Here is a 13,325-nt window from a genome sequence, read left to right on the forward strand (position 1 = left end):
CACGACTAAAGAGTTGGGGATATCAACATAAAACCGTTTGTCACGGGAAAGGGGAGTATGCTCGTGATGAAGATGGGGATGGTTTTCACGAAGTACATGTTAACACCATTGAAGGTTGTTGGTCATTACTACGCTCATGGTTAAGACCTCATCGAGGTATTTCTCAAGAAAAACTACCTTTTTATTTAGCATTATTTGAGTTTGTGTACAATATAAAGTGCCGAGGAAAAAGCTTACTTAATGATCTAATAGAGCTATTGATATAACCCCCTAGGAATCCATATAGAGCCTAAAACAATTTGCCGCTGAACATCCTAAACAACAGTGGTTGATCGGCCGAGGCTGGAATCAAATGCGCTGGCAGCCTCAAGCTTACCCTCAGGCTAAAGACTTAGACTTGGTTATAGGTGATCGACCGGTTTGGTTACGGCGGGTTGATGGTCATGCTGCCTGGGCCAACAGCAAAGCCATGGAAATTGCCGGGATTGATGCCAATACCCCCGATCCGGAAGGAGGGCAAATTCTACGCAATGAGAAAGGTAAACCAACAGGCATTTTTATCGATCGCGCTATGGATCTGGTACGAGCCCATATTCCTGAAGCCCAGCCCAGTGACCAGCAACAATTACTGAAAAATACACTATTACAGCTCGCCAAACTAGGTATCACGAGTGTGCATGATGCAGGCGTTTCTGGAGAAACCCTCTCTTTGTACCAACAACTCGCCCAACAACACCAGCTCCCCATTCGCGTCTATGCCATGCTTTCAGCAAGTGCAGAAGATTACCTGCAATGGCTACCGAAAGCCCCCATTTTCACAGCGGATCACATGTTCACCTGGCGCAGTATTAAGCTGATGTTGGACGGTGCACTCGGTAGCCGAGGCGCCGCACTTTATAAAGACTATGCCGATGCACCTAAACAACAAGGCTTACTACAATATTCCCTGGAACAAGCGGTTAAAAAGGTACAACTTGCCTATCAACAGGGACTGCAAATAAATACCCACGCCATTGGCGATCGTGGAAATGGTACTGCAATCAAACTTTATCAGCGTTTAGCAAAAGCTAATATCAAGCCCTTAAATGCTGAGCAGCCAGGTCGTCACCGCATAGAACATGCGCAAATTGTTGCCCCTAAGGATATGGACCATTTCAGTCAACTCCACTTAATAGCTTCCGTGCAGCCTACCCATGCCACCAGCGACCGCGATATGGCTGAACAACGCTTGGGAGTTGATCGGCTTGACGGTGCGTATGCCTGGCAACGCTTAAAACAACACGGAATTATCCTCACGGGTGGGTCTGATTTTCCTGTTGAACCTGCCAACCCTTTTTATGGCTTACATGCGGCTGTTACACGGCAGGATCGAACCCTAAAACCGAGAGCAAGCTGGCTTCCTAGCCAACGCCTAAATCGAGAAGATGCTCTGGCACTCTTTACTGTCAATGCGGCTTATGCGGCCTTTCAAGAAGAGGTACTGGGCACACTTGAACCCGGCAAGTACGCTGACTTTATTATTATTGATCGGGACTTATTTAATATTCCTGACAATAGCATCTGGCAAACCCAGGTCATGGCAACGTTTGTAGCGGGTAAACGCGTATGGCCAAAACAAGACCCATTCCAGCTGAAGGCAGGTGTTTCAATAAAAAGCAACTGACAAAATAACAGCGCTGACAATTGATCTTATTTTTATTATGAAGCAATTTTATTAATAGGTTGATGAGTTCTTAAATAGTTTTCCAAACCATCAGGATCAAGTGGATTACAGTACAAATAACCTTGTGCTTCATCGCAAGACAAGTGTTGTAAGTACTGCTGCTGCTCAATGGTTTCGACGCCCTCTGCCACTGTTCTTAGGCCCATTGTTTTTGCCAGGGTAATAATTGAGCGCACAATGACGACATCATCTTCACCCTCAGAGGTTGAAGATGAAATTTGATGGACAAATTGCTTGTCAATTTTGACACAGGAAATAGGTAGGCGGTTTAAGTAACTAAGGGAAGAATACCCCGTTCCAAAGTCATCAATAGAAATCCCTACCCCCAATTCCTTAATATCATTGAGCAGCATCACAGAGCTTTCAACATTTGACATTACGGCTGTCTCAGTGAGTTCTAACTCTATATCAGAACCCTGTAATTGGTGCTTATTTAACAAGTCACGAATATTAGTATGCAGCTGATGATTTTGCAGTTCATAAGCGGATACGTTGATTGCCACCCGAAGTGAATAGCCCTGATGTTTCCAGCTTGCTGCTTGAATAATAGACTGTTCAAGCACCCAGCGACCTAGCCGATGAATCAAACCTGACTGTTCAGCAATAGGAATAAACTCGGAAGGAGGTATCATTTGGTATTCAGGATGATTCCACCGCGCTAACACTTCAGCCGCAGTGACTTCACCATTGAGTAAGCTTAAACGAGGCTGATACAGCAAATACATTTGAGAAGAGCCAATCGCATGCTGCAAGTCTTTCTCCAGTCTGGCTCGGCGCTGCATAACCTCGGCTTGCTCTTCCTGAAAGAGTGATACTTCAAGCCCTTTATGTTTAGCTTGATACATCGCCACATCCGCATTTTTAAAGAGTTCAGACAGTGTATCACCATCCTCAGGAAAACAGGCTATGCCTATACTGGCTTCCAGCTGAACTTGATTACCGTGGATATTGCAAGGCTCATGAAAGGTGTCATGAATACGGTTGGCTAAGTCTAGCGCCAGCACAGAGTTACACTCAGGAAGAATCACTGTAAACTCATCTCCTCCCTGACGGCACAGTGTATCCATCTCCCGTAAACAACTTTTAACCCGCCGACCTAGCTCCACTAAAACACCATCCCCCACATCATGTCCCAGCGTATCGTTGATGTGCTTAAATTTATCTAAATCAATTAACATCACGGCCATACTGTGATTGTGGCGTTTAGCGATAGAGAGGCTTTGCTGTGCACGCTCAAGGAGTAAGCGGCGGTTCGGTAAATTGGTCAGGGAATCATAAAAAGCCATGTTTTCAATCTGCTCCATGCGCAATACCCGGTCAGTGATATCCTTGTGGATACCAATAACCCGAGCTGGTTGCTGGTTAACATCATAAGCAACCACTTTAGCGCGAGATAGCATGTGTATGACTTCCCCATTTTTATGGATCATGCGAAATTGAGCTTCATGCTCCCCTTCTTCAACCACTTTATGGAGTAAGAACTCTCGGGCGTGTTCCTGATCGTCTGGATGAACATATTTAATCCAGGCATCCAGTGATTGGCCAAACTCATCAGGGCTGTAGCCCATCATGGTGATGTAGCGGGGACTGTAAAATACCCTGTTCTGCTGCAAGTCAATATCCCAGATGCCCTCATCTGCCACTTCAAAAGCATAACGCAGCTGCTCTTCACTGGCTTTGAGCCGCTCTTCGGCTTCTTTTCTTGGGTTAATATTGGATACTGTCCCAAGTAATCGTGCGGGAAAACCTTGCCGATTAAAGAGGGCTTTTCCTCGCTCCAATACCCAAAAATAATAGCCTTCTTTATGGCGCTTACGATGTTCACTGATATAAAGTTCGGTATCACCACTGGTATGGCTTTGAAGCTCCCTTAGGGTTTTTACACGATCATCGGGATGAATAATGGACAGCCACTCTTGTCCTTTATTACTCATATCCCCTTCTTGATAACCCAACATGGCATACCAGCGCGGAGAGTAGAAAAATTCATTATTCACTACATCCCAGTCCCAAATACCATCCTGACTCCCTTCTAAGGCAAGCTGCCAACGCTCTTCAGACTCTTTAAGACGATCTACGGCCCATTTTTGCTCAGTAATGTCAACGCCAAACCCTGTAATCCCCGTAATGTAGCCATCAGAGGTTAGCGTTGGGTAGTAACGCATATCATAGACAATGCGTTCCCCTTCGATCGATAGATAGGCCTGCTGCTTTTGCGAAGTCTCACCTCGCACAATTTGGTTAAAAAAGCGCAGCCCTTCCTCTTTGTTGATAATTTTTTCAGCCAACGCCAAATACTCCATGCCCACGCCAATTTCATTACCTGTTACCCGCTGCATCAGCTGCCGATGGGTTTCATTGAACAAGGTATAGCGAAAGTCCAGATCCAACGAAAAAACCTGAATGACTGGGCTGTTTAACATAGCCTGCACTTGGCTACTGGCAGCATTGATGCCCTCTGCAGTGGTGACTGGTGCATGCATTCTCTCCAGCGTTTCTCGCAGCTGACTGACTTCTTGCTGCATTTCCTTATGGCCGGAGAAAATGGAAAAAAGCTGCTTTTCAGTCTGTCCCTGAGTAGGGAGACTTTCCCACTTGGTGTAGAGCAGCAACGATAAGGTCGCAACCACAACAGCGACGCCTACGCCGATAATGCCAAAATGGGTAATATCTTGAGCATAAAGATAATTTGTAAACGCGGTAAATTCCCTAAACAGCAGGTCGAGCAATAAAACCCCCAAAACGGTAATCATTACTCTGACTACCAAAGGTAACCACTGTTCTAACCTTTGGATACACTCCCAGGTCACTGCAGTTAAAATAAAGGTGATAATAGTGACTAATGCACTCAGTAAGCCTGGTCCAAGTAAAGGCACCATAAACATAGGGTCAACGGCTATTTTTTCTGCAGAGAGGGAAATAAGAAGCAGATTCATGCTTGGTACTAATGCACTAACAACACATATACCAATACCTACGCGTGCAGCAAAATCACCTTCATAGATATACAACAGCAGAATTTGCAACATCATGCTGCTATAAATGGCAATATCTACCAACAATAGTGATTGAGGATCTTTTGATAAACGCAGATCAGCATAGCCAAAGCGCCATAACAGCACACTCAGGATAACCAACATGCTGTAGGTAATGGCTAGGCTCAAATGATGCCGCAATCGAAAGCAAAACAGCACCAACAACTGCATTATGATCGTGATAACAATAAAATTAGCTATCACCCCACCCCCTCGAAGGCTGCTTAACGTCTAACATGGGCTAAGTTATAAAACCTACACTCAACAACTTGCTCATACTAAAGCCGCTTAAATTGTCACACAAGCATCCACCTTCCTTGGCTAACCAAGTCTTTATCTAAATGTAGTTCAGCACCGCTATCGGGCAATAGTTCAGTAAAAAAAAGCGTCAACAATTACCCTAATCTAAAAAATCTTCAATAAAGTAACAAAGAGGCTGTCAAATATTTGTATTCATGCCTCTCTTGCAATTTGTAGCCAGTTTTCAACAATATTCTTTAATGCTTATTCAGTGCGCCAGTTGCAAAAAAATCATTTACAGGAAAAAAATTCACAGGAAAAAAAAGTACCATCTTCGGTATCATATACCCACAAAACGTTATAAATGAGTAAACAGTTGATGGATACTAGGAGTAAGTAGTTTTGAACACCGAACATCCAAGCCAAAAAACACAGCCTGCGAACATACTCTGGAATGAAGACGGGCAGCCTATATCTGCAGAGTTTGATGATGTCTATTTTTCACGCCAGTCAGGCTTAGCAGAAACCCGCTATGTTTTTTTACAGCATAACCAGTTGCAAACACGCTGGCAGCAACTTGATACCCATCAACAATTTATTATTGCAGAAACCGGCTTTGGCACCGGACTTAATTTTTTATGTGCATGGCAGCTGTGGCTTGAGGCTTGCAAGCCGACGCAATCCTTATCATTTATTTCTGTAGAAAAATATCCACTAACCAAAAATGATTTAGAAAAAGCACTCAAATTATGGCCAGAACTACACCCTCTTTGTGAACAATTACTTGCTCAATACCCCTCTTTTTTTACTGAAGGTATGCACCGGTTTTATTTTGCCCATGGCAATGTCCAACTAACACTTTTAATTGGTGATGCTTTAGAGCAACTACCACATTTAGCACAGCAACGTAGACAAGCAACGCTTAACAACTGGGCTATTGACGCCTGGTTTCTGGATGGTTTTGCCCCCGCAAAAAATCCCAAAATGTGGCAACCTGAGTTATTTTCGACCATGGCCAGCCTAAGTAAAACAGGCACCACATTCAGTACATTTACTGCTGCAGGTATAGTAAAAAGAGGCTTACAAGCTGCGGGCTTTTCTACAGAGAAAGTCCAAGGGTTTGGCCATAAGCGCGATATGTTAATTGGCCACTTAACGAGTAATCCATCAATAGCAAAGACGATTCCCTGGTGGCACCCTCCACAGCCAAATGGCTATGCGTTAAATAAAAAATCTAACGACTCAACAAATACAACACTCAATAAAGAAGCCATTATTATTGGTGCAGGTCTGGCAGGAGCCAGTGCTGCATTTTCCCTTGCCCAGAGAGGCTGGCATGTTAAGGTCCTTGACCAACATTCAGGACCAGCTAAAGCGGCATCTGGTAATCGCCAAGGCATGCTTTATGCCAAGCTCTCACCTCACCAAACACCACTATCACAACTGATATTAGCGGGCTATCAATACACCACCCGTCTTCTACCACAACTATTACCCCCAGAAACCCATCAAGGCAAAAGCTGGGATAACTGCGGCTTAATTCAATTAGCATTTAATGAGCAAGAAGCCAAACGTCAGGCAGCCTTAATAAGCAGTAAGTTATTTCCTGAACAATTATTTGAATACCAAACCACAGAGCAATTAACTGAACGTGCAGGCAGCAACATTCAATACCCAGGTTTATGGTGGCCCAGTAGTGGTTGGGTCTGGCCACAGGCGTTATGTCAAGCTATGTTGGCCCATCCTAATATCACTACCTACTACCAGCAGCAGGTAACATCACTAGAACGCCATGAACAACACTGGCAAGTCAATACATCAGATCGATATTGGCAATCAGCCCACGTTATCATTGCCGCAGGCCATACCTGCCAGTCACTATTACCAAATGTTGAACTACCTATGAAGGCTATTAGAGGTCAAGTCAGTCAACTGCCTTATCGGGGCCTGAGTCCAAAAACAGTAATATGTGGTGATGGTTATATTTCACCCATGGTCGATAATTTATTACATGTGGGTGCAACCTTTACCCATGACAATGATGCGAATACTTGCTCAGCCCAGGATCGACGGGAGAACATTCAGCGACTGAGTCAACTTATGCCAGAGCTTTATGAGCTTGCCAAAAACACTTTGGAGCCTGACTCCCTCAACAATGACAAGGTCGGCTTTCGTTGCAGTAGCCCAGATTATTTACCCATTGTAGGGCCAATACCTGACCAAATACCCTTTATTGAACACTATGCCCCACTCCGACAGAATGGCAGTACCACATTCACCACGCCTCCACCTTATCTACCTGGATTATGGATTACCGCAGCTCATGGTTCCAGGGGGCTTATCACCGCACCACTGGCTGGCGAAATTTTAGCAAGTTACCTAGCAGGTGAACCAATACCTCTGACAACAGAAGTATTACAGGCTACTCACCCCTGCCGCTTTTTAATACGAGGATTAAAACGCCGACAAATATAGTGATCCAACATGCTATTGATATACCACTGAAACGAAGTTTAGAAACAGTACCTCCAAACTATGGAGGTACTGATAATAAGGATAATCCACCTATGCTTGATGGCTTCAACTATGATTCGCTAATTCACACAAAAACACATCCTTTGTCGTATTATGCTGCAACACGAAAGCCCTGGACTTGGCCACAACTTCAGGGTGAACAAAGGGTTGATGTGTGTATCATTGGGGCTGGCTTTACTGGCTTAAGCACCGCTTTATCACTGGCTGAGCAGGGTTATCACGTTGCAGTGCTGGAAGCACATCAAGTGGGCTGGGGAGCCTCTGGACGCAATGGTGGTCAAGTACTAACAGGTATTGGTCATGGACTTGACCCTTTTCGTAAAACCCTTGGTGAAACAGGTATACAACTACTGTGGGATATGGGGCATGAAGCCGTAAAGTGCGTCTCCGATTTAATCCATAAATATCAAATAGACTGTGATCTTACCTGGGGATTTCTTGAAACCGCTTTAAAACCCAGCCATATGAAAGCCATTGCAGAACATATTGAAGCCTGCGAACACTACCATTACCCTCACCGTTTACAACAAGTTAATCAAGAAAATATCCAACAGTATATCAACTCTTCAAGGTATATTGGTGGCCTTATTGATATGGGGGGCGCCCACCTTCATCCGTTAAACTTATGTTTAGGCGAAGCCCAAGCTGCCACCAAACTAGGCGTGCAAGTTTACGAAAACTCACCTGTACACAGCATTAGCCGCGGAAAAAAAGTAATCATTCAGACGCCTCATGGCACTATAAAAGCAAACTATTTAGTAGCCGCAGGTAATGCCTATTTAGGTCATTTAATCCCAGAAATCAGTGGTAAAATTCTCCCTGCTGGCAGCTATATGATAGCGACAGAACCATTGGGTGAACTCCGAGCCAAACAGCTCCTGCCTTATAATATGGCAGTATGTGATTTACGAACGGTACTAGATTATTTTCGGTTATCTGCCGATCACCGATTATTATTTGGCGGTCTTTGTACATACACAGGAAAACACCCTAAAAATATTCAACAATCCCTTTACCCTGCCATGCTCAAGGTTTTCCCTCAATTGTCGGACATTAAAATCGATTATGCTTGGGGGGGCTATTTAGGCATTGGTATGAATCGTATGCCACAATTAGGGATCATTGATAATAATATTATTTATGCACAAGCCTATGCTGGTCATGGAGTGAGTGCCAGTCACTTACTAGGTCAATTAATTGCTGAAGCTATTAATGGTGACCATACACGTTTTGCCGTCCTTGAAAAAATAAAACACCATAATTTTCCAGGGGGAAGACGTTTTCGGTCACCCTTACTCGCATTAGGTATGCTGTATTACCAGCTAAGGGATTGGCTACATTAACGCAGCATAAACGCACCATGAGCAGTAGAGACCAAGAAGGTCCTCTACTGCAGGAGGAGTCAATTAACCGGCCTCACCTTTCCATTAGTACTTCCAGTGTCACATCCCTAAAGCCTTTAGCGGTTAGCGTAATACGATTTTTTCCCCGCATAAATCGCTCACGGCTAGTGATGATTAAAGCATTTTCTGTAATCGTATACTCATAGTCCCACAATTGCGTAGCACCTACTTTGACACGCTCAAGATGCTGTAACCAGGTCACGAGTGTTTCACTAGACTGATTTGACGCTGAACGGATTTCGACGGCACCTGTTCGCTCATCGAAAAATGCATCGACGTCTGGAGCTTCTACCGCTACTGCCTGATTAAAAGCCACAGCCTCGCCAAAATGTCCATCAGCCAACATATACTTCACTTGATAAGGACGCCCTTGATACTCTTCAGGGTTTAACTGCACAAAGTCGTCAAAAGTCAGATGTTGCCCCTCGACCTCTGCTTCCATTGTGGCATAGGTATAATCTTCCCAACTGTAAAAAAGTGCCGCAGTATTACCTATCACCATCGTTTTTTCGGTATTTTCCCATGCATCAATAATACGTTCTACAGCAAGTGTCTTATAGCCAAGTGCTTGCAAAATATAAGCATTACTAACCAAGTCAAAGTCAAATACGACAGCAGCATTCATATAAGGCCCTGAGGCTGGTGAATCAGCAGCACTACCCTCAGTCGACATAACAGATGATGCATCGTTATATCCTGCAGCAAACTTTAACGCCCGTTTGGCCGTTTCAAATCCCCAGGCTTTAATTTGTATAGTATGCACCCCTGGGGTCGAAACCACATGATCATTTATCGTCACCAAATTTGAAACAACACGATAGTCGTTGTCAGCCAATACCTTATTATCAATAACAACTTCATAAACAGGGTTTTTAAAACGATAGTTAAAACCTTTTAGTTTAAGGGTAAGCTCCTGCCCTACCATTGGTTGTCGACCATTCGAAACAAAAATCTTAGGGGCTTTTTGGGTCAAGTGGACATTAATAAAACGTGGCTTATAGCCATGAGCTCGCACCACAATTTCATGCACACCATTAAACCCATCAAGGGGAGCCGACTTACTATCTATCACAATGGCATTATCCCGTAATTGCCATATTAATTCACGCTCATTGGCGGGGTTTCCTAACGCATCTGTTTTGGCTACTTTGTAAATTGCCTGAGTCCACGCTGCATCTGGCGCAAAAGAAATCACAATATCATTACCCAAAGGGGTATCATCAGCAAATAAATACTGAGGTTTGGGTTGATCTGCCGTTAAATCAATTTGCGCTTGTTTTGGATAAATACGGACACTACCAGCCTCATCAAAATAACGGGTATGGTAATCAAAAACCGACATACGTAAATAACCAAAGACTTTATCTGGTGCAGCATAAACTGATGATACATTAGATAGTAAAACACCAAAAACAACGATTACTTGTTTTTTCATGCTCAGCACTCCCTTATCCATTTTTCAACGTCAATAATTGGTGAATCGATCCTTGTGCTGACCTGACTTCTAACCAGGTATCACCAAGATTTCTTACTTCTACCTTCAACACCAATCCTGTGGTATCAACGTTTTGAAAAGTCACTGTTTTTCCATTCAAGAAAAAACGTGCATCAGGGGGGAGTATTTTTTTCAAATGGATGACAGCATAAGCCGTATGTTGAATACGATAAATACCAGAACTATCCATTTTCATGTATTCATTTACTGTATTTTCAACAGAGCTATGGTCAACAGAAGATCCTTCATTAGCAACAAGTACCAGAGGTAAAGTAGCAAAGCTACATACAGATAACCACAAACCACCCTGAATGATAGCCTTATTAAAACGATTCATAATGTATCCCTATTTGAATCTCAATAACCTAACACTGCGTAATTACCCAATTACACAGTGCACGACTTCCTTTTAACAGGCTAATCCAGTTCAGTGGTTACTTTATGACACCTTGAATTACACGTACAGCCCCTTCACTATGGGCTGAGCATAAAGTGTACACTCATTATTATTGTTTTATATCCCTTTCATTCGGGACAAAAGTATTGGCGGTAGGTATATTAATTACAGCCATTATAGATGTCCAGTTACATACACTATTTTTAAAAATTGTTAGTGGTTCACTTTATATAACCAATATGAAGGGTTTTTAGTGGCGGTGGTCAAGAGCGATGACAACAAACCCTACTAATGTGTCGGGAACACATTAGAACAGCTTCGCTGGCCCGTTAGGGTGAGCGCTATGGATAGCGCACATAAAATTGATTCGCGAAGGGTATACACACAATAGTTGATTACCAACGCACTACTCATTAACTGGCGTATAATAGCGCCCTTCAGCTTTTGCCTCAGCAATTCGACGATCCATATCAAAAAATTTTTCACGACGTTTGTAACGTTGTCGCCATTTTTTTTCGAGTTCAACCAGCTCAGCAGATGGCTTAGCCCATTGTTCTTTTGGTAAAGGTTTAGACCATTCAACGGCTTCAGGAAATATTTCTACTGACTCAAGCCGCTCAAAAAGTTTGGCAAACTTAAATGCCCAAAAACGCCCTAAAAACCAGTCTGCTAGCAATTGTTTAATCCAATCTCCCCACTCAGCCTGGCGGCGTAGTTTTTTACGCTTCTTATAGTGCAAGGTTGCATCTCGCTGAGTCATATCAACATCAGGGATATGATCAGGGCCTAACTCCATAAATGAACGAATACACTCCCACTGCATAATTCCAGCTAGCTCAGTACCACATGGCATGCGCCAAACGCCTAAAAACCCATGCGGATCATCAGGGGCAGGTGGTCCCATACCAAATAATGAACTCCGATAAGCTACACTATCCCCTATTGTACTCGCACTACTCACCCAAGCTTTAAACGATTCCCAAGGCACTCGATGTAGCTGTTTTTTTTCATCGACCCACGCCACTTCTCGACGTTGTCGATTAAAGCGGGTCTGCATGTTTTCTTTGCCATACTTAAAGTGAGAATAAATAACATAGAAAATAAAAATAAGTGCTACAAATAGCCATACGCTATAAACACCTAAGAATGTTGTGAGTAAATTAAAACGAGCCTCAAGTAAAAAGTATAAGGATAGTATTAAAACCATAAATACTAATGCAGAAATGAACAAAGCAGAATAAAGCAACTCAAATGCTTCCTTAGCATTTCCACTTCCGATATCGATATAAACATCATTTTTTCTTGTGAGTACTTTTAAAGGGTCTGATGCCTTATAACCCGTCCATACTGGAAGTGGTGACAGTATCAGTGAGTTAACATCATCACTTTGCTCAACATCTGAGAACTTATATTTTTTCATGCTATAAATGTTTTAGTCACAATAATGGCTAGTGCCTTATAAGCAGAACAGCAACGCAGACCCGCTGTTAATATATCCCTATACGCTTGACTATGGCATCCATGCCATAGACAGTCTGCTAACCTGTTCAACTTAGTGGCAAAAACACCTTCATAAGTAAATTCAAGCTTTTAAAAGCATACAACCACTCTGATTGAAATTAGCACCATGGTTATATGCTGGGGCAGGGTTGTTTATGGAGCAGGTGCCGGGAGCACCGGTAATGTCAGAAGCCAGGGAAGGCTTTCTGACATGAGTGAAATAAATGACCCTGTTTCAGCATCTATACCCACAGTGAAGGATTTTTAGGGGCGGCCGTCAAGCGATGAAGCCCCCGGAGCTTATATTAATAAGTGACTGGGGTGAAGAGCGATGACAACAAACCCTAAAATTGATTCGCGAAGGGTATACACACAATAGTTGACTACCAACGCACTACTCATTAACTGGCGTATAATAGCGCCCTTCAGCTTTTGCCTCAGCAATTCGACGATCCATATCAAAAAACTTTTCACGACGTTTGTATCGTTGCCGCCATTTTTTTTCGAGTTCAACCAGCTCAGCAGAAGGCTTAGCCCACTGTTCTTCAGGTAAAGGTTTAGACCATTCTTCAGCTTCCGGTGAAAATTCAACACTATATAACCGCTCTTTTAAGGCTGCATATTTAAATGCCCAAAAACGCCCTAAAAACCAATCTGCTAGCAATTGTTTAATCCAATCTCCCCACTCAGCTTGACGGCGTAGTTTCTTACGTTTCTTATAGTCTCGACTTTGGCCATCAAGCAGCCATCGCGAGTTGATTAATTAAAGTGTCAGCGTCATTGGGTGTTAATTTAATAAAGTCATCACTTATACTTGAGTTTGAAAAATATTCTTCAGCCCAAATTGTTCGCCTAATAAATGCGATGACATCGGAAAATGTTGCTTGATCTTTTTTGTCATACCAACTGGTTAATGCCGGTTGTAAAAGAGTGGATTGTCTCATTTCTTTGGCGATAACACAGGCTAAGGAATACAACCCCATTAATACAGGCGTTG

General features: G+C 43.1%; 9 protein-coding genes and 1 pseudogene. 4 read left to right on the top strand and 6 right to left on the bottom strand.

The annotated features are described in order from the left end of the window. Positions 1-266: transposase (locus tag F607_RS0120380; protein WP_027709564.1), on the top strand; the 266-nt coding region annotated here is incomplete at its 5' end. 35 nt (positions 267-301) lie between these two features. After that, positions 302-1,663, top strand: a pseudogene (locus tag F607_RS30770) (amidohydrolase); the annotation flags it as partial. A 35-nt stretch (positions 1,664-1,698) separates the two neighbouring features. Here the strand turns inward: F607_RS30770 and F607_RS0120390 are convergent. Further along, a complete protein-coding gene (locus F607_RS0120390; protein ID WP_027709565.1) occupies positions 1,699-4,962 on the bottom strand; it encodes a sensor domain-containing protein in 3,264 nt (1,087 codons plus the stop codon). Positions 4,963-5,400: 438 nt separating this feature from the next. Between F607_RS0120390 and mnmC the strand changes: the two genes are divergently transcribed. Both mnmC and F607_RS0120400 read left to right on the top strand, forming a co-directional pair. Then, a complete protein-coding gene (gene mnmC / locus F607_RS0120395; RefSeq protein ID WP_038291925.1) occupies positions 5,401-7,473 on the top strand; it encodes a bifunctional tRNA (5-methylaminomethyl-2-thiouridine)(34)-methyltransferase MnmC2/FAD-dependent 5-carboxymethylaminomethyl-2-thiouridine(34) oxidoreductase MnmC1 in 2,073 nt (690 codons plus the stop codon). Further along, positions 7,473-8,876, top strand: a complete 1,404-nt coding sequence (locus F607_RS0120400; protein WP_230400444.1) for an NAD(P)/FAD-dependent oxidoreductase — start codon at positions 7,473-7,475, stop codon at positions 8,874-8,876. Before mnmC ends, F607_RS0120400 begins: the two co-directional genes overlap by 1 nt. A gap of 73 nt (positions 8,877-8,949) precedes the next feature. On the opposite strand, the gene F607_RS0120405 is transcribed toward F607_RS0120400, so the two are convergent. The 5 genes from F607_RS0120405 to F607_RS34805 form a co-directional block, all read right to left on the bottom strand. Further along, the gene (locus tag F607_RS0120405; RefSeq protein WP_169719830.1) at positions 8,950-10,371 is read right to left on the bottom strand and encodes a hemoblobin-interacting domain-containing protein; all 1,422 of its coding nucleotides are present in this window, start codon (positions 10,369-10,371) and stop codon (positions 8,950-8,952) included. A 13-nt stretch (positions 10,372-10,384) separates the two neighbouring features. Then, the gene (locus F607_RS0120410) at positions 10,385-10,768 is read right to left on the bottom strand and encodes a hypothetical protein (protein ID WP_027709569.1); all 384 of its coding nucleotides are present in this window, start codon (positions 10,766-10,768) and stop codon (positions 10,385-10,387) included. 466 nt (positions 10,769-11,234) lie between these two features. Further along, positions 11,235-12,248, bottom strand: coding sequence for a hypothetical protein (locus tag F607_RS0120415; RefSeq protein ID WP_027709570.1), 1,014 nt, complete (start codon positions 12,246-12,248; stop codon positions 11,235-11,237). Between the two features lie 474 nt (positions 12,249-12,722). After that, positions 12,723-12,992, bottom strand: coding sequence for a hypothetical protein (locus F607_RS0120420; RefSeq protein ID WP_027709571.1), 270 nt, complete (start codon positions 12,990-12,992; stop codon positions 12,723-12,725). A gap of 73 nt (positions 12,993-13,065) precedes the next feature. Continuing rightward, on the bottom strand, positions 13,066-13,325 hold a 260-nt coding region (locus F607_RS34805), incomplete at its 5' end, for a hypothetical protein (protein ID WP_027709572.1).

The organism is Zooshikella ganghwensis DSM 15267 (assembly GCF_000428585.1).
Classification (GTDB): Bacteria; Pseudomonadota; Gammaproteobacteria; order Pseudomonadales; family Zooshikellaceae; genus Zooshikella; species Zooshikella ganghwensis.